The sequence below is a fragment of the Geodermatophilus sp. URMC 60 genome, from assembly GCF_053502585.1.
The window spans coordinates 4,378,647-4,402,837 of record NZ_CP199958.1; the positions used below are offsets into that span (position 1 = coordinate 4,378,647).

The window sequence follows — 24,191 nt, forward strand, 5'->3', positions numbered from 1 at the left end:
CAAGCTCGGAGCGGTGCCCTGGACGGGGCCGCCCGCGGGGCGTTCAGACCGGGCCGACGGCGTCCAGGACGGCGAGGACGTCCCGCGTGGCCGCGACGTCGTGCACGCGCAGCACGGAGGCTCCTCGCTGGACCGCGACGAGCGCCGCGGCCAGGGAGCCGGGCAGCCGGTCCCCCACGGTCCGCCCGGTGAGCTCCCCGAGCAGCGACTTGCGGGACAACCCCACCATGACCGGGACCCCGAGGCCGGTGAACGCGTCGAGCGACGCCAGCAGCGCGACGTTGTGGGTCAGCGTCTTGCCGAACCCGAACCCCGGGTCCACCACCAGGTGCTCCTGCCGGATGCCCGCGTCGAGGCAGGCACGCATCCGCTCGGCGAGGAAGGTGCGCACCTCCACGACGACGTCCCGGTAGCGCGGGTTCTCCTGCATCGTCTCCGGCGAGCGCTGCATGTGCACGAGGCACACCGGCACGCCCAGCTCCGCGGCGGCCTCCAGGGCACCCGGCCGCTGCAGCGCCCGCACGTCGTTGACCATGCTCGCGCCGGCGGCCACCGCTGCCCGCATGACCTCGGGCCGCGAGGTGTCCACGGACAACGGCACGGGGACCTGCCTGCCCAGGGCCTCGACCACCGGGACGACGCGGTCGAGCTCCTCGCCGAGGGTCGGCGGGCGCGAGCCGGGTCGGGTGGACTCCCCGCCGATGTCGATGAGGTCGGCCCCTGCCGCTGCCAGGGTGCGCCCGTGCTCCACGGCCCGGTCGAGGCTGTCGAAGCGCCCGCCGTCGGAGAAGGAGTCGGGGGTCACGTTGAGGATGCCGCAGACCAGGGGCCGCCTCGCCGCGAGTGCTCGACCCAGGGGGTGCGTCGAGGTGCCGGTGGCCGCGAGGGGGCGGTCGGCCAACGCCGTGCCGGTCATCTTGCTGCTCCGATCTCTGTGGTGCGACTCGCTGCTGGGTCCCTGCGGGACCCTCCGAGGCCCACCCCGAGCGTGCGAGGCGGCCCCTCGCAGGGCCCGCCGCGAACGTGTGAGCGGTGGGGGCGAGGGTCCTTCTTCAGCCGCGCGCGGACGTGACCGTGTGCTGCAGGAGCAGGGCCGTGGTGACCGGGCCGACGCCGCCGGGGACCGGGGTCAGTGCGGCGACGCGCCCGGTGACCGAGGCGGCGTCGACGTCCCCGACCAGTCGGCCGTCGGGCGTCGGGTTGGTCCCGACGTCGACGACGACCGCGTCCTCGACGACGTGCTCGGCAGTGACGAGCTCTGGCCGTCCTACGGCGGCGACGAGCACGTCCGCGGTCCGGGTGACCGCGGCCAGGTCCTTGGTGCGGCTGTGGCAGACGGTCACTGTGGCGTCCCGCTGCAGCAGCAGGTGCGCCGCGGGCTTGCCGACGACGGTGGAGCGGCCCACCACCACGGCGTGCGCGCCGCACAGCGGGATCCCGTGGTGGTCCAGCAGCGCGAGCACGGCCTCGGCGGTCGCCGGCGCGAAGGCCGGCAGCCCCGCGGCCAGCCGTCCCAGGCTGAGCGGGTTGGCCCCGTCGACGTCCTTGGCCGGGTCGATCGACGCGGCGAGGTCCTCGAAGACCGCGTCGGCCGGCAGCGGGGTCTGCAGGATGATGCCGTGCACGGCGGGGTCCGCGCTGAGGGCGGCCAGCTCGGCGCGGATCCGGTCCCGCGTCGCCGTCTCCCCGAGGTCGACGACCGTGCAGGCGACGCCGGTCCGCTCCGCGGCCCGGGCGATGGAGCGGACGTACCAGGCGCTGGACTCGTCCGCCGTCGCGACGACGACGGCGAGCCGGGGCGGGGTGCCGGCCGAGGTCAGCCGGGCGGCGCCGGCGGCGACCTCGGCGCGGATGCCGGCGGCCAGCTCGCTGCCGCTGAGGACCGCCGTCACCGCACCAGCCCGTCCCGGACGGCGGCGGTGACCTTCTCCGCGCGGAGGACCAGGTCGTCGACGGTGTCGACGACCGCTGCGAGCTCTCCCCAGGTCGCCGGGTCCTTGATGCCGCCGAGGTTGACCTCCACGTTGACCCGGGCCGTCGTGGCCGCGGCCCGGGCGGCTTCCGCGGCGGCGGCGACGTCGCTGACCACGTTGCGGTTGCCGATCGGCAGCAGCTGCTCGGCCAGGCCCAGCACCTGGTCGGCGACGGCGACGACGACCGCCGGCACCCGGGCCGCCGCGACCAGGGCCGTCGCGATGGCCTCGGACCGGGCCGCGGCCTCGTCGGGCGTCCCCTTCGGCAGCCGGTAGGCCTCGGTGACCGCGGTGAAGGCCGCGGCGTCCTCCTCGGCCAGGCCCAGCGCGTTCTCCCTCAGCCGGTCGGCGGTGCTCGTGATGGTGGCGATCTCCTCGGCGTGGTCGGCGTACTTCGCCGAGTCGCTGTAGCGGGCGACCATCGCCACCAGAGCGGCGGCCTGGGCCGCGTGCAGCGCGGCGGTGGCCCCTCCTCCGGGGGCGGGCACCCTGGCGGCGAGCTGCTCCAGGAACGTCTCGATGGTGTCGGTGCGCATGACGGGGTCCTCCGGGGTGGGCGCGGTCGCGGGCCGGCGAGCAGCCCCGGGAGTGGCCGGGGTCGCCCGCCGATCCGGCGGGAGGGGTGTGGCGGGGCAGGGGTCCTCGACTCAGCCGCGGATGCGGGTCATCTCCGGGTCGACGAGCGGCTCGGCCGCGACGGTGGCGGGGATGCGGGTGCCGAAGTACTCGATCTCGACGGCCGTACCGACGGTCGCCGAGGCCGGGAGCCAGGCGTAGGCGATCGGCCGGCCGACGGTGTGCCCGAAGGCCGCGCTGGTCACGTAGCCGGCCGGTCGGCCGTCGACGAACACCGGCTCGTGGCCGAGGACGACGCTGCGGCCGTCGTCGATCGTCAGGCAGGACAGCCGGCGGCTCACCGTGTCGTCCCCCCTCCCGGCGAGGGCCTGCCGCCCGACGAAGTCGGCCTCCTTCTGCCTGCGGACGGCGAACCCGAGACCCGCCTCGTAGGGGTCGTGCTCGGTCGTCATGTCGTGGCCCCAGGCGCGGTAGCCCTTCTCCAGGCGGAGGCTGTTGAAGGCCGCCCGGCCCGCCGCGACGACGCCGAGGTCCTGGCCGGCGCGCCACAGCACGTCCCACAGCCGCTGGCCGTTGTCGGCGCTGGTGTAGATCTCCCAGCCGAGCTCGCCGACGTAGGACAGCCGCATCGCCGTGACGGGGACCCCGCCGATGCGGGCCCGCTTGGCGCGGAAGTACTTCAGGCCCTCGTTGGTGAAGTCGTCGGCGCTGACCCGCTGCACCAGGTCGCGGGCGCGCGGACCCCACAGCCCGATGCAGCAGGTGCCGCCGGTGACGTCGCGGACCTGCACGCTGCCGTCGTCCGGCGCCTCGCGCAGCAGGAGGTCGAGGTCGAGGGGCCCGTTGGCGCCGACCTGGAACAGCTGCTCGCCGAGCCGGGCGACGGTGAGGTCGCTGCGGATGCCGCCGGCCCCGTCGAGGGCGAGCGTGTAGGTCACCGCCCCGACGGACTTGTCCATCTCACCGGTGGTCAGCCGCTGCAGGAGGGCCAGGGCGCCGGGACCGCTCACCTCCAGCCGCTTGAGCGGCGTCATGTCGTACAGCGCCACGGCGGTGCGGGTCTTCCACGCCTCCGCCGCCGCGACCGGGGACCAGAACTGCCCCGCCCACGCGTCGCGCTCCGGCGGCACCCACTCCGCGGGCAGCTCGTCCACCAGGTGCGCGTTGGCCTCGTACCAGTGCGGCCGCTCCCAGCCGGCGGCCTCGAGGAAGACCGCGCCGAGCTCCCGCTGCCGGGTGTGGAAGGGGCTGACCCGCAGGTCGCGCGGGGACAGCCGCGGCTGCAGCGGGTGGATGACGTCGTAGACCTCCACGAAGTTCTGCTGCGAGGTCTCGCTGACGTACTCCGGGGCGAGCTGGACGTCCTCGAAGCGGTGCACGTCGCAGCCGTGCAGGTCGATCTCCGAGCGGCCGTCGACGAGGAGCTGGGCCACCGCCCGGCCGACCCCGGCGGAGTGGGTCACCCAGACCGCCTCGGCGATCCAGAAGCCGGCCACGTCCCGCGACTCCCCGATCAGCGGGCCGCCGTCCGGCGTGAACGAGAAGATCCCGTTGAAGCCGTTGTCGATCTTCGACGAGCGCAGCGAGGGCAGCAGCAGCTGGCTCTGCTCCCAGGCCGGGGCGAAGTCCTCCTCGGTGAAGGGCAGCATCGAGGGCATCGACGACTCCCTGACGCCGTCCCCCTGCGGCAGCTCCTCCAGGTCGACCGGCATCGGCCGGTGCGCGTAGGAGCCGATGCCCAGGCGGTCGGCGCGCTCCCGGTAGTAGAGGTCCTGGTCCTGGTGGCGCAGGATCGGCAGGCTCGCCTCGCTGAGCTCGTCGTTGCGGCCGACCAGGTCGGGCACCTGGCCCGTCCAGACGAACTGGTGGGCCAGCGGCAGCAGCGGCACGTCCATCCCGGCCATCGCGCCGAGCTCCTGCCCCCAGAAGCCGGCGCAGGAGACGACGATGTCGGCGGGGATGACGCCGTCCGGGGTCCGGACGCCGGTCACCCGGCCACAGGTCTGCTCGATGCCGGTCACCCGGGTCGAGCCCTGGAAGCGGGCGCCCCGCGCCTCGGCGCGGCGGGCCAGCGCGACGACCGCCCGGGACGCCTTGGCCAGGCCGTCGCTGGGGATGTGCAGGCCGCCGAGGATGCGGTCGCGGTCGACCAGCGGGTGCAGCCGCACGCACTCGTCCACGTCGACCACCTGCGACTCGACGCCCCAGGAGGTGGCCCAGCCCTGCTTGCGGTGCAGGTCGGCGAGCCGCTCCGGCGTGGTGGCGACCTCGAGGCCGCCGACCTGGTTGAAGCACCAGGCGCCGTCGACGTCGATGCTCTTGAACTTCTCCACGGTGTAGCTGGCGAACGCCGTCATGGTCTTGGAGGCGTTGGTCTGGAAGACCAGCCCCGGCGCGTGCGACGTGGAGCCCCCGGTCAGCGGGAGGGGCCCCTGGTCGACCACGGTGACGCGGTCCCAGCCACGGCCGGTCAGCTCGTCGGCCAGGTTGGCGCCGACGATCCCCGCTCCGATGATGACCACACGAGGGGTGGTGGACATTGGTTTCGCTCCTGACGTGCCGGTTGGTCTGGGTCGGCCCCTCTGCAGGGTCCCGCCGCGAGCCTGCGAGGGGCGGGGGGCAGAGGGGTCCTTCATCAGCTGTCGTGGGTGGTGAACTCGAGGGCCGCGTCGAGCAGCCAGTCGGCGAGGTAGCCGGCGAAGGACGACCGGACCAGGACGACGACGTCGTCGGCGGCGTCGGACAGGGCCAGCAGCACGACCCCGGCCTGGCCGAGCATCGTCTGGGCACTGCTGCCCCGGCCGAACACCCGTGGGTGCAGGTCGATCGAGCAGCCCTTGGCCAGGACGTCGCGCACCCGCGCACCGGTCAGCCGGAGGCCGATCCGCTGGGCGGAGACGTCCGTCGCGGAACCGCCCAGCTCGAGGGCGGCGGCGCGGACCCGGGCCTCCAGCTCCTCCGGCGTCTCCGTGGTGCTGCTGAGCAGCCACTCGTCGGGGCCGAGCCAGACGGCCCGCCCCGTGCCGGCCGGCACCCAGGTGTTGGGCACCGTCGGCAGCTCGACGCCCAGCGCCGCCGACGCCTCGGCGCCGACGGTGCCGAGCCGGACGTCGACCATCGCGACGAACGGCTCGACGGTGATGCCGACGGTGTCGGGCAGCCGCTCGAAAGCGGTGCGCCACCCCTCGAGAGGGTGGGTACGCAGCAGCTCAGCCATCGCGACGGGCTCCTTCGGGGTCGACCAGCACCGAGCCGGTGACCTCGACCGGGACGAGGGTGCCGTTGACGGGGACGTGGACGGTGTCGCCGATGCGCTCCCGGCCGCCCTTGACCAGGGCCAGGGCGAAGGGGCGGGCGAGCTCGGCACTGCGGTAGCTGGAGGTGACGTGCCCGAGCATCGGGACCGGCGGGGGCGGCAGCTGGCCGTCGGCGAGGAAGTCGACGATCTGCGACCCCTCCGGCAGCACGGTCTCCCGGTCCACGGGCAGCAGCCCGACCAGCTGCTTGCGCAGCGGGTCGGCGTTGGCCGGGCGGGCGAAGGAGCGCTTGCCGACGAAGTCGGGCTTCTTCTTCGAGACCGCCCACGCCATGCCCAGGTCGTGCGGGCTGACGGTGCCGTCGGTGTCCTGCCCGATGATCGGGTAGCCCTTCTCCGCGCGGAGGACGTGCATGGTCTCCGTGCCGTACGGCGTGATGCCGTACGGGCGGCCGGCCTCGAGCAGCCGCTGCCACACCGCGACCGCGTACCACGGGTTGACGTAGACCTCGTAGGCAAGCTCGCCGGAGAAGCTGATCCGGGCCAGCCGGACCGGCACCCCGTCGAGCGTGGTGTCCCGCCAGGTCATGAACGGGAAGGCCTCGTTCGAGACGTCCACGCCGGGGAAGACCGCGCCGATGACGTCGCGGGAGCGGGGACCGACGACCGGGAGGGTGACCCACTGCTCGGTGACCGACGTGCAGTGGACCCGCAGGTCCGGCCACTCCGTCTGGAGCCACTCCTCCATCCAGTCGAGGATCTTCGCCGCGCCGCCGGTGGTGGTGAGGACGAGGAAGCGGTCCTCGGCCAGGCGCAGCACCGTGCCGTCGTCGATGACCATGCCGTCGACGCCGCACATGATCCCGTAGCGGACGGAGCCGACCTTCAGGCTGCTCATCAGGTTCGTGTACAGCCGGTCGAGGAGGACGGCGGCGTCCGGGCCCTGGACGTCGATCTTGCCGAGGGTGGAGCCGTCGAGGATCCCGACGCCGGTTCGGGCCGCGGCGCACTCCCGCAGGACCGCGGTCCCCATGTCCTCGCCGGGCTGCGGGTAGTAGCGGGGACGCTTCCACTGGCCGACGTCCTCGAAGACCGCGCCGGCCGCCACGTGCCACTCGTGCAGGGCCGTGACCCGCTCGGGGTCGAAGAGCCGGCCGCGGTCGCGGCCGGCCAGGGCGGCGAAGGCGACCGGGGTGTAGGGCGGCCGGAACGTGGTCGTCCCGGTGTCCTGCACCGGGATCCCGAGCAGCTCGGCGGTGATCCCCGAGGTGAGGACGCCGGAGGTCTTGCCCTGGTCGTGCGCCGTCCCGATCGTCGTGTAGCGCTTGACGTGCTCGATGGAGCGCAGGCCGGCGCCGACCGCGCGGGCGATGTCGGCGACCGTCGCGTCGCGCTGCAGGTCGACGAACGAGGTGCTGCCGTCGGCGCCGGAGGTGTCCGGCACCCGCCACAGCACCAGCGGCGCGGTGGGGACGGCGGCCGTCGGGGCGGACGGCAGTCGGTCCTCCCCCGCCGGGGCGATCCCCAGCTCGGTCAACGCCCCGCGAGCCACGCGCCGCCCGTCGGCCAGACAACCGGCCAGGTCGAACACGCCGGCGGCCGAGCCGGTGACCGAGAGGCGGTCGAGCTCCTCGCCGGGGAGGAAGGCCCCCAGGGTCTCGTCGTAGCGGAGCCGGCCGCGAGCCTGGCTGAACAGGTGCACGGCGGGGTTCCAGCCCCCGCTGACCAGGAGCAGGTCGCAGGCGATCGCGCTGCTGGCACCCACCTCTCCGTCGGCGAACGGGGCGACGAGTGCGTGCGTGACCTGCTCGACGCCCTGCGTGCCGGTCACGACGGCACCGGACAGGACGCGGATGCCCGCGTGCTCGCACTCCCCGCGCCGGCGCGGGGAGCCCTCCGGCCGGGCGTCGACCACGGCCTGCACCCGCACGCCTGCGCGGTGCAGGTCGAGGGCGGCGTCGTAGGCGCTGTCGTTCGTGGTGAACACGACGGCCTCGCGACCGGGCAGCACGCCGTAGCGGTGCAGGAACGTCCGGGCGGCGCCGGCGAGCATGATCCCCGGGCGGTCGTTGTCGGCGAAGACGACCGGGCGCTCGTGCGCCCCCGTCGCGACGACGATCAAGCGGGCCCGGATGCGCCACACCCGCTGGCGGGCGACGTGCTTGGGTGCGGCGGCGCCGAGGTGGTCGGTGCGCCGCTCCAGTGCCAGGACGAAGCCGTCGTCGTAGCTGCCGAAAGCGGTGGTGCGCTGCAGGTGCAGCACCTCCGGGTGGCCGGCCAGCTCGGCGACCGCCGCGGCGACCCACTGCGGCGCCGGAGCGCCGTCGAGCCGCTCGGTGCCCGAGAGCAAGGAGCCGCCGGCCTCGGACTGCTCGTCCACCAGGGCGACGCGAGCCCCGGCGCGGGCGGCGGTGAGCGCGGCGGCCAGACCCGCGGGTCCGGCGCCCACGACCAGCACGTCGACGTGGTGGTGGACCGAGTCGTAGCGGGCCGAGTCGGGGACGTCGGCGAGACGGCCCTGCCCCGGCAGGCCGTGGGCGGCCAACCCGTCGTGGAGCTCGACGGTGGTGGCCAGCAGCATGGGCTCGGGGAACGGTTCCTCGATCTGCACCAGGCCGCCCGGGTCCTCGGCCCAGGCCGCGGCGACGCCGCGCGGCCGGCCGAGCTTGATGCTGGTGGCGACCTGGTGCCGGCCGTTGGCGAGCAGCGCCGAGGCGAGGGTGTCGCCGGGGTGACCGGGGAGGGTCTGCCCGTCGAAGGTGAACTCGACGGTGGTGGCGCGGTCGATGCGGCCACCCTCGGGGGTGCGGAACGGGCTCGTCATGGGGCTGTGCTCCTGCGTGACCTCGCGAGCTCGGTCGCGAGCGGCTTCGGGTCATCGAGGCGGTAGACGCGCTCGAAGCGGTAGGTGGTGGTGTCGCGGATCGCGTTGAACCAGCGGCGGCAGCCGGCGCTGTGGTTCCAGCGCTCCGCGAAGCGGCCCTTGAGGTTGTCGCGGAAGAAGACGTAGTGCGCCCACTCCTCGTCGGAGAGCTCGGCGGGGCTGTCCGGGTAGGGGACGTGGGCCTGGCCGCCGTAGTGGAACTCGACCTCCTCGCGGGGGCCGCACCACGGGCATGCGATGAGTTGCACGGGGGACTCCCTGGGTCAGTGGGCCACGGCGGCGGCGCCGTGCTCGTCGACGAGCGCGCCGGTGACGAACCGGTCGAGGCTGAACGGCGCCACGAGCGGGTGGGGCTCGTCGTGGGCGATGGTGTGCGCCAGGGCCGAGCCGATGCCGGGCGTGGCCTTGAACCCGCCGGTGCCCCAGCCGCAGTTGAGGTAGACGTTCTCGTAGGGCGTGCGCCCGACGATCGGTGAGGCGTCGGGGCTGACGTCGACGATGCCGCCCCAGGTGCGCAGCAGGTGCGCCCGCGCGAACACCGGGAAGAGCTCGACGGCGGCGGCCATCTGGCGCTCGATGATGTGGAAGGCGCCGCGCTGGCCGTAACCGTTGTAGGAGTCGACGCCGGCGCCCATGACCAGCTCGCCCTTGTGCGCCTGGGAGACGTACACGTGCACGGCGTTGGACATGACCACCGTGGGGTGCACCGGCTCGAGCAGCTCGGAGACCAACGCCTGCAGCGGGTGGCTCTGGATCGGCACGCGGATGCCGAGCATGTCGGTGAGCACGGACGTGTGGCCGGCCGCGCAGAGGGCGACCGTGCCGGCGCCGATGGTGCCGCGGGTCGTCTGCACCCCGGTGACCCGGTCGCCGTCGGTGGTGAACCCGGTGACCTCGCAGTCCTGGATGAGGTCGATGCCGGCCTCGTCGGCCCGGCGGGCGAAGCCCCAGGCCACGTAGTCGTGCTTGGCGATGCCGGCGCGCGGCTGGTACGTCGCCCCCAGGACCGGGTAGCGGATGTCGGACGAGGTGTTGACGACCGGGCAGATCTTGCGGACCTCGTCGGGCTCGACCCACTCGGCGTCGACGCCGTTGAGCTTGTTCGCCTCGACCCGGCGCACGCTGTCGCGGACGTCCTGCAGGGTGTGGGCGAGGTTGAGCACGCCGCGCTGGCTGAACAGGATCGGGTAGCCGAGGTCCTCCTCGAGCCCCTCCCACAGCTTCAGCGCGTGCTCGTAGATCCCCGAGCTCTCGTCCCACAGGTAGTTGGACCGGATGATCGTGGTGTTGCGGGCCATGTTGCCGCCCGCCAGCCAGCCCTTCTCCAGGACGGCGACGTTCGTGATGCCGTGGTTCTTCGCCAGGTAGTGCGCGGTGGCCAGGCCGTGCCCGCCGCCACCGACGATCACCACGTCGTAGGAGCGCTTCGGCTCCGGGCTCCGCCAGAGGGCGTCGGGGTGCTCGGGCAGGTCCGCGCCGGGGGTCCGGGGGCTCATCGGACGACCTCCGTCAGGTCGGGGTAGAGGGGGTGGCGGTCGGCCAGCCGGGTGACCCGCGTGCGGAGCTCGGCGAGCTGGTCCTCGCCCACCGAGGGCCGCAGCGCGGCGGCGATGACGTCGGCCACCTCGGCGAAGTCGTCGAGGTCGAAGCCGCGGGCGGCCAGCGCCGGGGTGCCGATGCGCACTCCGGAGCTGACCATCGGCGGGCGCGGGTCGAAGGGCACGGCGTTGCGGTTGACGGTGATGCCGATCGCGTGCAGCCGGTCCTCGGCCTGCCGGCCGTCGAGCGCCGACTCCCGCAGGTCCACGAGGACGAGGTGGACGTCGGTGCCGCCGCTGACCACGTCGATGCCCGCCTCGCGGGAGTCGGCGGCCAGCAACCGGTCGGCCAGGATCCGGGCGCCGGCGAGGGTCCGCTCCTGGCGCTCGCGGAAGGCCGGCTCCCCGGCCAGCTTGAAGGCCACCGCCTTGGCGGCTATCACGTGCTCGAGGGGCCCGCCCTGCTGGCCGGGGAACACCGACGAGTTGAACTTCTTCGCGAGGTCGGCCGTGGCCAGGATGACCCCGCCACGCGGCCCGCCCAGGGTCTTGTGGGTGGTCGAGGTGACCACGTGCGCGTGCGGCACCGGGGAGGGGTGCAGTCCGGCGGCGACGAGCCCGGCGAAGTGCGCCATGTCGACCATCAGGTAGGCCCCGACCTCGTCGGCGATCCGGCGGAACTCGGCGAAGTCCAGGTGGCGGGGGTAGGCCGACCAGCCGGCCACGATGAGCTTGGGCCGCCGCTCCTGCGCCAGCTTCTCCACCTCGGCCATGTCGACCCGGTGGTCCTCACGGCCCACGTGGTACGCGGCCACGTCGTAGAGCTTCCCGGAGAAGTTGAGCCTCATCCCGTGGGTCAGGTGGCCCCCGTGGGCCAGGTCCAGCCCCAGGATGGTGTCGCCGGGCTCCAGCAGGGCGGACATCGCCGCGGCGTTGGCCTGCGCACCCGAGTGCGGCTGGACGTTGGCGTACTCCGCGCCGAACAGCGCCTTCAGCCGGTCGATGGCCAGCTGCTCGACCACGTCCACGTGCTCGCAGCCGCCGTAGTACCGCCGGCCGGGGTAGCCCTCGGCGTACTTGTTGGTCAGCACCGAGCCCTGGGCCTGCATGACCGCCACCGGGGCGAAGTTCTCGCTGGCGATCATCTCCAGCGTGGTCTGCTGCCGGGCCAGCTCGGCGGTGATCGCGTCGGCGACCTCGGGGTCGGTGTCCGCCAGCGACCGGTCGAGCACCCGGTCCGAGATGGCCGGCGCCTGCAGCGCTCCGTCGACCTGGACGACCATGCCGCAGTCCCTTCTGTCATGAAATGGTGCCGAGGACTGGTATATCAGTCGTCCAACACAGTAGGGTGAGCGCCGGACGGGGTCAAGGGGTGCCGAGGAACGGATGTCCTGCCGCTCCTCCACCGCAGTCGGGACCCGTCGGGAGCAGCGACCACCGCGTCCGGTCCGCACATCGCGAGAGGAGATCCACCGCCATGGCCTACGAGGTGAAGGGCGTCGTCGCCCGCAGCAAGGGTGCCCCGGTGAGCGTGGAGACGGTCGTCGTCCCCGACCCCGGTCCGGGGGAGGCGGTGGTCGACATCCAGGCCTGCGGGGTCTGCGCCACCGACCTGCACTACCGCGAGGGCAACATCACCGACGAGTACCCCTTCCTGCTCGGCCACGAGGCCGCCGGGGTGGTCTCCGCGGTCGGTGAGGGCGTGACCAACGTCGCCGTGGGGGACTACGTCATCCTCAACTGGCGGGCGGTGTGCGGGCAGTGCCGCGCCTGCGCCAAGGGCGAGCTGCAGTACTGCTTCGACACCCACAACGCCGCGCAGAAGATGACGCTGTCCGACGGCACCGAACTGAGCGCGGCGCTGGGCATCGGCGCGTTCGTGGAGAAGACCCTGGTGCACTCCGGGCAGTGCACCAAGGTCGACCCCGCCGCGCCGGCCACCGCCGCCGGCCTGCTCGGCTGCGGCGTGATGGCCGGGGTGGGCGCGGCGATCAACACCGGAGGCGTGCGCCGCGGGGAGAGCGTGGCGGTGTTCGGCTGCGGCGGCGTGGGCAACGCCGCGATCGCCGGCGCGGCGCTGGCCGGCGCGGCCACGATCATCGCCGTGGACATCGACGACCGGAAGCTGGAATGGGCCCGCCGGTTCGGCGCCACCCACACCGTCAACAGCAGGAACACCGACGCGGTCGAGGCGGTCAAGGGGCACACGAACGGCTTCGGGGTGGACGTCGCGATCGACGCGGTCGGCCACCCGGCGGTGTTCGAGCAGGCCTTCTACGCCCGCGACCTGGCCGGCTGGGTGGTGCTGGTGGGTGTCCCGGCACCGGACATGACCATCACCCTGCCGCTGATCGAGGTGTTCGGCCGCGGTGGGGCGATCAAGTCGAGCTGGTACGGCGACTGCCTGCCCTCCCGGGACTTCCCGATGCTGGTCGACCTCTACCGGCAGGGCCGCTTTCCGCTGGAGGACTTCGTCACCGAGACCATCGGCATCGACGACGTCGACGCCGCGTTCGACAAGATGCGCGCCGGTGAGGTGCTGCGCTCGGTCGTGGTGTTCCAGAGATGACCGCCCGCATCGACAAGACCGTCGTCTCCGGCGTGTTCAGCCTCGACGGGCAGGACTTCGCCGTCGACAACAACGTCTGGCTGGTCGGCGACGAGGACGAGGTGCTCGTCATCGACGCCCCGCACCACGCCGCCCCGATCCTGGACGCGGTCGGCGGGCGCACCGTGACCGCGATCGTGCTCACCCACGGGCACAACGACCACATCACCGCCGCCGTCGCGCTGCGCGAGGCCACCGGCGCACCGATCTGGTTGCACCCCGCCGACCGGATGCTGTGGGACGTCGTGCACCCCGACACGGCCCCGGACGAGGACCTCGTCGAGGGCACCCGGTTCACCGTCGCCGGGACCACGCTGACCGCGCTGCACACCCCCGGGCACTCGCCGGGCAGCACCTGCCTGCACGCCCCCGACCTGGCCACCGTCTTCACCGGCGACACCCTGTTCCACGGCGGCCCCGGGGCGACGGGGCGCTCCTACAGCGACAAGCCCACGATCCTGAACTCCATCCGGTCGCGGCTGCTGAGCCTGCACGGCGACACCGTCGTCAAGACCGGCCACGGCGACGACACCACCATCGCCGCGGAGGTGCCCGGTGTCCGTTGAGCTCCCCGGCGGGACCCGCGCACCGACGAGGGCGGGGCCACCACCCCCGGCCGACGGGCCGCCGACGCGGCGGGGTGCCCGCACCGCGCTGGAGCGGGGGCTGCGGGAGGCCAGCTACGAGGTCCTGCCGTTGCGGGGCACCGAGGAGTCGGTCGTCGAGCACGTCCCGCGGACCGTGCCGCTCACCGTGACGGTGACCGAGGCCAAGGGCCTGACGCCGACGCTCGAGCTGGCGGAGCGGTTGGCCGGTCACGGGTTCACCGCGACGCCGCACCTGGCCGCCCGGCTGGTCCGGGACACGGCCCACCTGGCCGACGTCGTCGCCCGCCTGCGCGCCGCCGGCGTGTCCGGCGTGTTCGTCGTCGGGGGCGACGCCACCGAGCCCGCCGGGACGTTCCCCGACGCGCTGAGCCTGCTCGAGGCGCTGGAGACCACCGGTTCCCGCTTCGAGACCGTGGGGATCGGCGGCTATCCCGAGGGGCACGCGCACATCGACCCGGAGCTGATCGAACGCGCCCTCGAGCGGAAGGCCCCGCACGCGACGCACGTGATCACGCAGCTGTGCTTCTCCGCCGCGACGACGGCGGCCTGGGCACGACAGGTGAGGCTGCGGGGCGTCGACCTGCCGATCCGGGTGGGCCTCCCCGGCGCGGTCACGCGCCAGAAGCTGGTGCGGATCTCAGCCGGGCTCGGGCTCGGCCAGTCGGCGCGCTTCCTGGCGAAGCAGCAGAGCATGTTCTGGCGCTTCTTCCTGCCCCACGGCTACCGGCCGGACCGCCTCGCGGAAGGCCTCGCCCCCACCCTCGGCCGGCCCGGGCACAACCTGCAGGGCTTCCACTTCTTCACCTTCAACGAGGTGGCGCGGACGGAGGCGTGGCGGCAGGAGTGGCTGGCCCGGCTGTCCGACGCGGACGCGAGGTAGCGGGGTACACCGCCGTCGGCGAGCCGATGACACGACCGGGGAGGACGGCATGCGCGGGCCTGATGTGCAGTACGGGGGCGTCACGCTTCTCGCCTCGCCGGAGGGCGGCCGCTATCCGTCCGGCAACTCCCTGCTGATCAGCGGGACGGACCGCACCGTGCTGGTCGACCCCTCGATCGAGGTCCACCGGCGAGGCGGGTTGCCGGACGTCGTGGACCTGGTCGTCGTCAGCCATGCCCACGAGGACCACCTGGCGGGACTGCACCTGTTCCCGGACCTGCCGGTCCTCGCCCACCCCGCCGAGGTCGGCGCCGTCCGCTCCCCCGAGGTCCTGCTCGCAGGCTTCGGGATGGGCCCCTCCGAGGCCGGGGGCTTCCGGGGGCAGCTCCGCGACACCTTCCACCTGAGCGAGCGCCAGGACGTCGGCACGGTCGAGGACGGGGACGTGGTGGACCTCGGTGGCCGGACCCTGACCGTCCTGCACCTGCCGGGACACACCGCGGGTCACTGCGGCTTGCTCGTCGAGCCCGACGGCTTCCTGTTCTCCGCGGACATCGACCTCACGTCCTTCGGCCCGTACTACGGCGACGTGTCGAGCAGCCTCGAGGAGTTCGAGGCATCCATCACGCGTCTGCGGGAGGTCGAGGCCCGCTGGTACGGGACGTCGCACCAGGTCGGCGTCCTCGGCGACCGACAGACGTTCCTCGATGCCCTGGACCGCTTCGCCGCGGTGATCCGTCGCAGGGACGAGACGCTGCTGCACCTGCTGCGGCAGCCACGAACGCTGGCCGACGTCGTCGCACACCGACTGGTGTACCGGCCGCACGTCCGGTTGCCCTTCGTCGAGGCGGTCGAGCGTCGGACCGCACTCCTGCACCTGGAGCGGCTCGAGCGCCACGGCCTCGTCGTCCCCACCGACGGCGGTTACCTCGCCGTGTGACGGACGCAGCTCCGTGGCGTGCCGTTCCGCTCGGCCGCGGACGCCCCTGCGGGGCCGAGGACGTCGTCCTCGGCCCCGCAGGGACGGCCACCCTCCAAGGGCCCGCGCCGAGCTCGTGCGGCGTGGGGGGAAGGGTGGTCCTCGTTCATCCCGACAGGCGCTGGGTGAGCCAGTGGTGGAACTCGCCGATGTGGTGCTCGGACGGGACCAGGACACCGCCGTTCGCGTAGGCCCGGGACGACATGGCCGGCTGGGTCCGCTCGCAGGCCTCGAAGTCCTGCTCGTTGACCCGGTGGAACAGCTCCACAGACCGGGACACGTCCTTCCCGGAGTCCACCACCTCGCGCGTGTACAGCCAGTCGCACTCGACGATCGTCCGGTCGACCGACACCGGGAACATGCGGTGGAAGATCACGTGGTCGGGCACCAGGTTGACGAAGACCGTCGGCCGGACGGTGATGGCGTAGTAGCGGCGGTCGTGGTCCTCGTCGACGCCGGGGAGCTTGCCGAAGCCCTCGCTGCCGTCGACGGTGAAACCCTGGACGTCCTCACCGAACTCCGCGCCGTGCCCGACGAAGAACTGCGCGGCGTAGCCGTCGGCGAACTCCGGGAGCACCTCGGTGAGCTCGGGGTGGATCGTCGCGCAGTGGTAGCACTCCATGAAGTTCTCGATGATGAGCTTCCAGTTGGCCTTCACGTCGTAGGTGATGCGGCGGCCCACCGTGAGCGAGTCCAGCTCGTAGTCGTCGATGGAGTCCAGGCTCCCGAGGCGGTCGGCGATGGCGCCCATGACGTCGTCCTCGAAGGACGGCGGCTCATCGGCCAGGGAGACCCAGGCGTACCCGAGCCACTCCCGCAGGTGCACCGGTACCAGGCCGTACTGCACGCGGTCGATGTCGGGCATCTTGGTCAGGTTCGGGGCCGCGACCAGCTTGCCCGAGAGGTCGTAGGTCCAGGCGTGGTACGGGCACTGGAAGGCCCGCTTGACCTCACCGGAGTCGTCGGTGCAGATCTGCGCGCCGCGGTGCCGGCAGATGTTGAGGAATGCCCGCAGCTGACCGTCGCGACCGCGGACCACCAGCACGCTCTCCCGGCCGACCTGGACCTTCCGGAACTTCCCGGGCGTCGGCAGGTCAGCCGAGCGCACCGCGCAGAACCACATGGTCTCGAACACCCGGGTCTGCTCGAGGGCGAAGATGGCGGGGTCTGTGTAGTACTGGCCCGGCAGCGTGGAGATGAGGCTCGCGGGCAGGTCGGTGGTGGTCATACGGCACCTCGGGGGTTCCATCCGGCGCTGGGAAGGACACGCCGGGAGTCGGGCAACGCGGCTCTGGTCGACCACGGTCGTCGTCCGCCAGCCGGCTCAGGACGACCGAGGTGTTGCACATTACACAGCCCGTCGCGCCCTGCGCAACAGTCCCTGAACGCGGCGATGCCCCGCTGGGCCGATACGCAGAAGAGCGGCGTGTGCACCCGCTGCGTGCACGGGGCGCCCCCTGCGTGCCCAGGGAGCGCGGACCCGCGGACGCGGCGGGGCCGGCGTCGGATCCCGACCGCCACCGACCCGGCGGGACACCCGCCGGATCGGCGCGGTCAGCAGGGGTCAGCCGAAGAAGCCGAGCCGCCTGCTCATCTCCTCGGCGCCCGACAGCACCCGCCGGGCGAGTCTGGGGAACTCCTCCACCCCCATGCGGAACGACGGCCCCGAGACGCTGAGCGCCGCGACCACGTCCCCGTCGGCGCCCCGGACGGGCGCGGCGACGGCGTTGAGCCCCACCTCGTACTCCTCGGCGGTGGCACCCCAGCCCTGCTCGACGATCAGGTCGAGGTGCTGCTGCAGGACCTCCGGATCGGTGATCGTCCCGCTGGTGTAGCGCGGCAGGTCGCGGGAGAGCACGCCCTTGCGGACGGCGTCGGGCGCGTAGGCCAGGAGCACCTTGCCGCTCGAGGTGGCGTGCAGGGGCGTACCCTGCCCCACCCAGTTGTGCGTGCTGAGCGCCGCCGGCCCGCGGGCCTGGCTGACGTTCACCGCCCGGTCGCTGTCGAGGATGGCGATGTTGACCGTCTCCTCGAGATCAGCGGCCAGCGCTTCGCAGACCCGGCGCCCCTCCCGGGCGATGTCCAGCTGAGCGGCGGCGGCACCGGCCAGGCGCACGACACCGAAGCCCAGCCGGTACTTGCCCCGATCGGCCAGCTGCTCGACGAAGCCCCGGCTCTCCAGCACGGCGACCAGGCGGAAGGCCGTGGACTTGTGCACCCCCAGCTCGGCGGCCACCTCCGTGACGCCGGCCTCGCCCTGGGCCGCGAGGATCTCGAGGACGCTCAGCGCCCGATCCACGGACTGGACCGCAGCGACCGAGCTCCGCTCTTCGTTCCCACCCTGCAGCCCACCCATGACCTCAGCGTAGGTCGCCGACCGCGCCGGCCGGGCCGCGCCTCTTGACGCCACCACGGCGCCCAGTCATGCTTGTTGCGCTATAGGCACATCGTTGCGGAGGACGCAACGCCAGTCAGCCAGGAGCACCCATGATCCCGGTCTGTCCCACGACCGCGCTGCCGCCCGGCGAGGCGACCCGAGTCGAGGCCGACGAGCCCATCGCGGTCTTCAACGTCGACGGCGAGTTCTACGCGATCGACGACACGTGCACCCACCAGGACGCCTCGCTGGCCGACGGCTGGCTCGACGGCTGCTCGGTGGAGTGCCCCCTGCACGCCTCGTGCTTCGACCTGCGGACCGGGAAGGTCTCCGGCCCGCCGGCCAAGACGCCGGTCCGCACGCACCAGGTCGTCGTCCAGGACGGCATGGTGTACGTGCAGGCGGGGACCGTCGCGGACGGCATCGCGTGAGCTCCACGATCGCCGTGGTTGGGGCCTCCCTGGCCGGCCTCTCCGCTGCGCGGGCGCTCCGCGACCAGTCCTACGACGGCCGCATCGTCGTCATCGGCGACGAGGTGCACGCCCCCTACGACCGCCCACCCCTGTCCAAGGAGTTCCTGGCCGGCACGGCCTCGCTGGAGGACATCGCCCTGGGCGCACCCGACGACGAGGACCTCGACCTCGAGTGGCGGCTGCACAGCCCCGCGGTCGGCCTCGACCACCTCAGCCGCACGGTGCAGCTGCACGACGGCACCGAGGTCCGGGCCGACGGCGTCGTCCTCGCCACGGGCGCCCGGGCCCGGCGCCTCCCCGGCAGCGAGGGGCTCGACGGCGTGCACGTGCTGCGGTCCCTGGACGACGCGATCGCGCTGCGCGAGGACCTGGCCGCCGCCGGTCGTCTCGTGGTGATCGGCGCCGGCTTCATCGGGGCAGAGGTCGCCGCCACGGCCCGCAAGCTGGGGCTGGAGGTCACCGTCGTCGAGACCCAGCCGGTCCCGCTCGCCGGCCCGCTGGGTGCCGACATGGGCGCGGTCTGCGCCGGGTTGCACGCCGACCACGGCACCCGGCTGCTGACCGGGACCGGGGTCGCGCGGCTCGTCGGCGCCGGCAGGGTCGAGGCCGTCGAGCTCACCGACGGCACGCGGCTGCCCGCCGACGTGGTGGTCGTCGGCATCGGCGCCACACCCAACATCGAGTGGCTGGCCCACTCCGGCGTGGCCCTCGGCAACGGCGTCCTCACCGACGCGCGCGGTGCCACCAACATCCCGGGCGTGGTCGCGGTCGGCGACTGCGCCGCGGCGTGGTCGACCGCTGCCGAGCGGCACGTGCGCATCGAGCACTGGACCAACGCGCTCGAGCAGCCGGCCACCGCGGTCGCCACCCTCCTGGGCGCCGGGGGTCCGGTGCCGACGCCCGTGCCCTACTTCTGGTCCGACCAGTACGGGGCCCGCATACAGTTCGCCGGGTCGCGCCGCGAGGGCGACGTCGCCCGCGTGGTGGAGGGCAGCTGCGACGACCGCAGCTTCCTGGTGGTCTACGAGCGCGACGGACAGCCCGTCGCCGTCCTCGGCATGAACCAGCCCCGGCTGTTCACCCGCTGGCGCCGCCAGCTGCGCGCGGCCGTGCCGACCGCGTCCTGACAGCCGACCGGCCCTGACCGCCGCGGCGGGACCGCCCGGCGCCCTGGTCGCCCGCCCTCGGACCGCCACCGCACCGCTGACGGCGGTTCACGCATCCACCCGCCCGGCCCACCGGGTCACCGGGCCCTGCCCGCTACAGCCGGACGTGCACGGGCAGGGCTCGCTGCGGTGGTCCACGGGCACCGGTCGCCCACGGGGGTGGGCTGCTCCCCCGCGCCCCCGGCCACGGGCGACCGGCCGACAGCCGGCCTCCGGCCTCGGTGTCCGCGCCCCACACGAGCGCCCACGGCCGGGCTGACCGGGACGTCCGGCGTGCAGGCGGTGGCGGCGTCGCCCCTGAGTGCACGGGCCGGCCTGGCGGCACACCGGGACCCGCCGGTGCGGGGAGTCCGCGTCGTCCGGACTGCGGATGTCTCACGAGTGAAACGGCAGGGGCCGGGTCCGCACCGCGTCGCCGACCCGGTCGGGCCCCAGCCGGCTCGCCCCGCACAGGCGGACGACCGCCCGGTCGCCATCCCCGCAGGGCCGGGGAGGACCACGACAGCGCCCGTCGTGCCAGTCCCTCCTCGGGACGGCCGACCGCGCCATCCCCGACGTCGCACACCGCGCGGCGCCGCGACCGGGCAGTGCCGGCCCCACCGGGCCCGGTCGGTGCCCGGCGCCCGGACACGGCGGAGCCTCCCGGCACCGGAGCGGCAGGCCGCAGCCGGTGCCGGGAGGCTCTCACCCGCCGGCCGCCCCCTGGAGCCGCCGGCCTCGTCCCGAGCCTCGCCCCGCGCGTGCGAGGGGTGAGGAGGACGGGGTCCTCGACCGGTGGGGACAGGGGGTCGTCTCAGTCGCGCGGGTCCCGTGGGCGGCCGAGGGCCCCCGCCCTGGGCTGGGTCTGCGCATGGACGGCCGAGGTCCCCTCCGGCGCCACGAAGTTCCCGTTGGGGCTGACCGACGGCTGGGCACCCGCCTCCGGGAACAGCCGCTCCGGCGCGGCGTCCGGTGCCGCCGGGCTCGGGGTCCGCTCCACGACGAGGACGAACTCGTCGCCGTGGCGGGTGATGCCGTCGACGACGGCCTGCTCGATCGCCAGGGTGGCGTAGTTGCCACGCAGGACGATCGGGTCACGGCGGAGGTCCTTGACCAGGCTCACGGCCATCGCCGCCATCACCAGGGCGAAGGGCAGTGCCGCGATGATCGTCAGGTTCTGCAGCCCCGTCAGGGCCGCACCCTCGTCGCCCAGGAGCAACATGATCGCTGCGACCGAGCCCATCACCACGCCCCAGAAGACGACGACCCAACGGCTGGGCTCCAGGGTGCCGCGCTGCGAGAGCGACCCCATGACGATCGAGGCCGCGTCCGCACCGGACACGAAGAAGATCGCCACGAGGACCATCACGAGCACGGTCGCGACGGTGGCCAGGGGGTACTGCTCCAGGACGGCGAAGAGCTGCCCCTCCGTGGTGCCCTGGCCGGCGACGTCGAGGCCGTCTCGCTGCGCGGCGATCCCGGCGCCGCCGAACACGGCGAACCACAGCAGACTGACCAGGCTGGGGACGAGCAGCACGCCCGTGACGAACTGGCGGATGGTCCGGCCGCGGCTGATCCGGGCGATGAACAGGCCGACGAACGGCGTCCAGCTGATCCACCAGGCCCAGTAGAAGACCGTCCAGCCACGCAGCCAGGTGGCCATCGGGTCGCCTCCGGTCGCCTCCGTGCGCGCGGCCATCTCACCGAGGTCGGAGAAGTAGCTGCCCAACGCGTCGGGCAACAGGTTGAGGATGAAGATCGTCGGGCCGACGAGGAAGACGAACACCGCGAGCAGCAGGGCCAGGACCATGTTCGTGTTGGACAGCCACTGGATCCCGCGCTCGATGCCGGAGACGGCCGAGGCGACGAACGCGGCGGTCAGGATCGCGATGATCGCGACCAGGACGCCGTTGCCGACGTCCCCCGCCCAGCCGAGGATCTCGACCCCGCTGCCGATCTGCAGGGCACCCAGGCCGAGGGAGGCCGCCGATCCGAACAGCGTCGCGAAGATGGCCAGGACGTCGATGACCCGGCCGGCCGGGCCGGCGGCTCGCCGCTCGCCGAGCAGGGGGACGAAGACGGAGCTGATCAGCTGACGGCGGCCCCGCCGGAAGGTGCCGTAGGCGACCGCCAGCCCGACGACGGCGTACATCGCCCACGGGTGCAGCGTCCAGTGGAACAGCGTGGTCGCCATCGCCGTCTCGATGGCCTGGGACGACTCGGCCTCGACCGTCAGCGGCGGTGGGGCGGCGTAGTGCGACAGCGGCTCGGCGACCCCGTAGAACATCAGCCCGATGCCCATGCCGGCGCTGAACATCATCGCGATCCAGGAGATGGTGCGGAACTCCGGCTGCTCGTCGTCCCGGCCCAGCGGAATGCGCCCGTACTTGCCGGCCGCCAGCCAGATGACGAAGACCACCAACGTCGACGCCAGCAGCACGAACAGCCAGCCGAGATTGCCGGTGACCCAGCCGAGCACCGAACCACTGACGGTGCCCAGGCCCGTGGGAGTCGCGAAGCCCCAGGCGACGAAACCCAGCGCCATGACCGCGGCGACGGCGAACAGGACCCGGTCCACGGCCCAGTGCCGGTCCGCGACGCACGGTGGCGGTTCGGCGATGGCCGGATGGGTACCGGTCACGGTCACGTCGGTGGCATCGACGGTACGGCGCTCCTGCCCCGCCGTGGCGGCGCCACCGGATGACGTCTCATCTGCACCCACGGCCTCCGGCGGGCTCGGTTGGCGGGAGGGTGCGGGTTGCTCACTGCGCGGTTGCTCCATGACACTCCTCGATCCGTGTTGCGTCATTTGAGACCGACTTCACATGAGGGAACCAGAGGGCCTCTCGGAGGACAAGAGTTCCCCGTGACTCTTTACACAGTCCTCGTAGAGGTCGCCCTGTGTCACGCGGGCGTGACGAGGCGGACGATCGGTCAACCTCCGCCTCGAGCACTCGGCGGCGAGCTCCCTGCCGCCGGCGGCACGCACCCGAAGGTCGTCAGGGGCTCCTGGGCCACTCGTCCACCGCCATCACGGCGGACACCGAGAGCGCGGCGGTGCCGCTACGCAGCGCGGGGCCGCGGACCGGCTGCACCGGGCGCTCCGGTGGTGACCGTCGCCTCACTCACGGCAGAGGCGACGGAGCAGCCCGCGTGCGGCGGACCGGCTCGACGCTGGCGGGAATGCCGCGGACATCGCCTCGGAGGTCCGCCCGACTCGGCACACGGGCGCGGATGTCCTCGTGAGTGAGCGCACGGCGTCGAACGGGGCGGCCGGCGGGCCGGCTCGAAGGCCGGCTGCAGTGCCGGGATGGCGCTCGGGCTCAACGGTTCCGCCGGATGCGCCGCTTGATCAGGGGGATCACCGCGGCCAGGCCGATCATCGCCAGGCTCACCACCGACGCGTACCTGTCGACCAGCAGCACGAGGTCCACCGCCCGCCGGCCGAGCCCGTAGCCGAGTCCCGCGACGAGGCCGGTCATCAGCAGGGCACCCGCGAGGTCGAGGAGGAGGAAAGTGGCCAGGCGCATCCTGGCCCAGCCGGCCAAGGCGTAGACCACCGCGGTGGGAACGCCGGGCAGGACGGCGAGGACGACCGCGGCCCTGAGGATCCATGGGTTCAGATCCGTGGCCCGGGCGGCGAAACGCTGGGCGCGCTCGCTCGTGGTGAACATGTTGATGATGCCCGCGCCCCACTGCCGCCCGGTCCACCAGGTGAGCCAGTCGAGTTTGACCATGCCGACCGCCCCGGCGACGACGACCAGCCAGAGCGGGGCCTCGCCGATCCGGGCGAATGCTGCAGCGGCGCCGATGGCCGTCAGGTCGCCGGTGAGGAACTCCAGGGCCACCGGGTGCGAGGCGAGCAGGAACGGCTTGAGCGGCCGCAACACCAGCCCGAGCGCCACCACCGCCAGGATCGCGCCCATCAGCGCAACGTCGACTCGGGTGGCGGGTCCCTGCCAGGGAACGATCTGACGCCACCGTGTGGTCGTTCGCAGCCGATCACGGATCGGGACGGGGTCGAGAGTCACGGTCGGTGCGGCGGTCATGGTCCGGTGGGCAGGGACGGACCGGCCGGCGCAGTGCCGGCCGCACCCGCGTAGCCAAGCCGCGAGCTCGGCCACGGACGTCTGCGCCGGGTCGTAGGTGACCACCGCGGTCTGTGCGATCGGGTCGGCCTCCACGGCCAGCACGCCCGGCCGCCGCCCGAGCACGTCCTCGGTGACCGCCTTCTCCGCGGCCCAGTGCACCCCGGCGACCTCGAGCACCGCCGTCGTCTGCAGAATTGGCACGACCCGGACCTCCTCCACTCTGGTCCCGTGCTCCCCGTCGACCATATACCCCTACCCGGTACATGCACCGCTCCCGGCCTCGGAGGTCGGTGCGGGCGGTCCCGGGTAGATGCGCTCGGATCGGTTGCACCTGTCGGGTGGCGCGGCGGACGGCGGCCGGGGAGCGCGACGGCGGCGGTCGTCAGCGGCCGGCCCAGCAGCAGCTTCCCCACCGCCAGGAGTCCCGAGAGGTCCTCCCGGTCCAGGGACGCCTGCACGCCGGCGCGCACGACGAACAAACGAGGAGGGCCGAACCAGGACGGGACTGGAGGACCGACGTCACCGACGTCGCCTTCCGAACCTCCATCGAGGACCTGGGCCGCGAGTGCAGCGCGACTCGACGACCCGCTGCCGGCCGCCAGCGGGAGTCGGGACGTCACGGCAGCGGCCCCCGCATCGAGGCTGGACACAACGGGTCACGAGACGCGCTCCGGAGCCGTGGACGACGCGGCACGGCCGGCACCCGATGCCTCCAGCGGAGGCCGCTCGTCGGTCGTCCCGCCGCCACCGGGAGGTGCGGACGACACCGGAGACGCCCAGGCGACCAGGCCGAGGGCGGTGTG

19 protein-coding genes are annotated in these 24,191 nt (G+C 73.4%); 6 read left to right on the forward strand and 13 right to left on the reverse strand.

Annotated elements, in window-relative coordinates:
* Positions 1–43: 43 nt before the first annotated feature.
* The 9 genes from folP to glyA all read right to left on the reverse strand — a co-directional run bounded on the left by folP (position 44) and on the right by glyA (position 11,510).
* A complete protein-coding gene (gene folP, locus ACWIX3_RS20605) occupies positions 44–916 on the reverse strand; it encodes a dihydropteroate synthase (protein WP_448609216.1) in 873 nt (290 codons plus the stop codon).
* Positions 917–1,052: 136 nt separating this feature from the next.
* Positions 1,053–1,892: a bifunctional 5,10-methylenetetrahydrofolate dehydrogenase/5,10-methenyltetrahydrofolate cyclohydrolase gene (locus tag ACWIX3_RS20610; RefSeq protein WP_448609217.1), complete on the reverse strand. Its 840-nt coding sequence runs from the start codon at positions 1,890–1,892 to the stop codon at positions 1,053–1,055.
* On the reverse strand, positions 1,889–2,509 hold the full coding sequence (locus ACWIX3_RS20615) for a cyclodeaminase/cyclohydrolase family protein (protein WP_448609218.1): 621 nt from the start codon (positions 2,507–2,509) through the stop codon (positions 1,889–1,891). The genes ACWIX3_RS20610 and ACWIX3_RS20615 overlap by 4 nt, the downstream gene beginning before the upstream one ends.
* Positions 2,510–2,620: 111 nt before the next feature.
* Positions 2,621–5,089, reverse strand: a complete 2,469-nt coding sequence (locus ACWIX3_RS20620; RefSeq protein ID WP_448609219.1) for a GcvT family protein — start codon at positions 5,087–5,089, stop codon at positions 2,621–2,623.
* A gap of 95 nt (positions 5,090–5,184) precedes the next feature.
* Positions 5,185–5,766: a sarcosine oxidase subunit gamma gene (locus ACWIX3_RS20625; protein ID WP_448609220.1), complete on the reverse strand. Its 582-nt coding sequence runs from the start codon at positions 5,764–5,766 to the stop codon at positions 5,185–5,187.
* Positions 5,759–8,629: a 2Fe-2S iron-sulfur cluster-binding protein gene (locus tag ACWIX3_RS20630; RefSeq protein WP_448609221.1), complete on the reverse strand. Its 2,871-nt coding sequence runs from the start codon at positions 8,627–8,629 to the stop codon at positions 5,759–5,761. The genes ACWIX3_RS20625 and ACWIX3_RS20630 overlap by 8 nt, the downstream gene beginning before the upstream one ends.
* Positions 8,626–8,937 carry a sarcosine oxidase subunit delta gene (locus ACWIX3_RS20635; protein ID WP_448609222.1) on the reverse strand — a complete coding sequence of 104 codons (312 nt, stop codon included), beginning with the start codon at positions 8,935–8,937 and terminating at the stop codon, positions 8,626–8,628. The genes ACWIX3_RS20630 and ACWIX3_RS20635 overlap by 4 nt, the downstream gene beginning before the upstream one ends.
* Before the next feature lie 15 nt (positions 8,938–8,952).
* Positions 8,953–10,185 (reverse strand): sarcosine oxidase subunit beta family protein, encoded by a 1,233-nt coding sequence (locus tag ACWIX3_RS20640; RefSeq protein WP_448609223.1) that lies wholly within the window; start codon positions 10,183–10,185, stop codon positions 8,953–8,955.
* The gene (glyA, locus tag ACWIX3_RS20645; protein WP_448609224.1) at positions 10,182–11,510 is read right to left on the reverse strand and encodes a serine hydroxymethyltransferase; all 1,329 of its coding nucleotides are present in this window, start codon (positions 11,508–11,510) and stop codon (positions 10,182–10,184) included. Before glyA ends, ACWIX3_RS20640 begins: the two co-directional genes overlap by 4 nt.
* A gap of 194 nt (positions 11,511–11,704) precedes the next feature.
* Between glyA and ACWIX3_RS20650 the strand changes: the two genes are divergently transcribed.
* From ACWIX3_RS20650 to ACWIX3_RS20665, 4 genes are read left to right on the forward strand one after another with little or no spacing between them, the layout of a single operon-like run.
* A complete protein-coding gene (locus tag ACWIX3_RS20650; RefSeq protein WP_448609225.1) occupies positions 11,705–12,796 on the forward strand; it encodes an S-(hydroxymethyl)mycothiol dehydrogenase in 1,092 nt (363 codons plus the stop codon).
* On the forward strand, positions 12,793–13,401 hold the full coding sequence (locus ACWIX3_RS20655) for an MBL fold metallo-hydrolase (RefSeq protein ID WP_448609226.1): 609 nt from the start codon (positions 12,793–12,795) through the stop codon (positions 13,399–13,401). Before ACWIX3_RS20650 ends, ACWIX3_RS20655 begins: the two co-directional genes overlap by 4 nt.
* On the forward strand, positions 13,391–14,323 hold the full coding sequence (locus tag ACWIX3_RS20660) for a methylenetetrahydrofolate reductase (protein WP_448609227.1): 933 nt from the start codon (positions 13,391–13,393) through the stop codon (positions 14,321–14,323). The genes ACWIX3_RS20655 and ACWIX3_RS20660 overlap by 11 nt, the downstream gene beginning before the upstream one ends.
* 49 nt (positions 14,324–14,372) lie before the next feature.
* Complete coding sequence (locus tag ACWIX3_RS20665; RefSeq protein WP_448609228.1) at positions 14,373–15,263, forward strand: MBL fold metallo-hydrolase; 891 nt, start codon at positions 14,373–14,375, stop codon at positions 15,261–15,263.
* Positions 15,264–15,408: 145 nt separating this feature from the next.
* Here ACWIX3_RS20665 and ACWIX3_RS20670 read toward each other — a convergent pair whose 3' ends face one another.
* Together ACWIX3_RS20670 and ACWIX3_RS20675 are read right to left on the reverse strand one after the other, a co-directional pair.
* A complete protein-coding gene (locus tag ACWIX3_RS20670) occupies positions 15,409–16,530 on the reverse strand; it encodes an aromatic ring-hydroxylating oxygenase subunit alpha (RefSeq protein WP_448609229.1) in 1,122 nt (373 codons plus the stop codon).
* Positions 16,531–16,866: 336 nt separating this feature from the next.
* Positions 16,867–17,601 carry an IclR family transcriptional regulator gene (locus tag ACWIX3_RS20675; protein WP_448609230.1) on the reverse strand — a complete coding sequence of 245 codons (735 nt, stop codon included), beginning with the start codon at positions 17,599–17,601 and terminating at the stop codon, positions 16,867–16,869.
* A 188-nt stretch (positions 17,602–17,789) separates the two neighbouring features.
* On the opposite strand from ACWIX3_RS20675, the gene ACWIX3_RS20680 reads away from it, so the two are divergent.
* Positions 17,790–18,110, forward strand: a complete 321-nt coding sequence (locus ACWIX3_RS20680; protein WP_448609231.1) for a bifunctional 3-phenylpropionate/cinnamic acid dioxygenase ferredoxin subunit — start codon at positions 17,790–17,792, stop codon at positions 18,108–18,110.
* Complete coding sequence (locus ACWIX3_RS20685; protein WP_448609232.1) at positions 18,107–19,279, forward strand: NAD(P)/FAD-dependent oxidoreductase; 1,173 nt, start codon at positions 18,107–18,109, stop codon at positions 19,277–19,279. The genes ACWIX3_RS20680 and ACWIX3_RS20685 overlap by 4 nt, the downstream gene beginning before the upstream one ends.
* Positions 19,280–20,111: 832 nt before the next feature.
* Here the strand turns inward: ACWIX3_RS20685 and ACWIX3_RS20690 are convergent.
* Complete coding sequence (locus ACWIX3_RS20690) at positions 20,112–21,944, reverse strand: BCCT family transporter (protein ID WP_448609233.1); 1,833 nt, start codon at positions 21,942–21,944, stop codon at positions 20,112–20,114.
* A gap of 676 nt (positions 21,945–22,620) precedes the next feature.
* Positions 22,621–23,607 (reverse strand): VTT domain-containing protein, encoded by a 987-nt coding sequence (locus ACWIX3_RS20695; RefSeq protein WP_448609234.1) that lies wholly within the window; start codon positions 23,605–23,607, stop codon positions 22,621–22,623.
* Positions 23,608–24,191 lie beyond the last annotated feature (584 nt).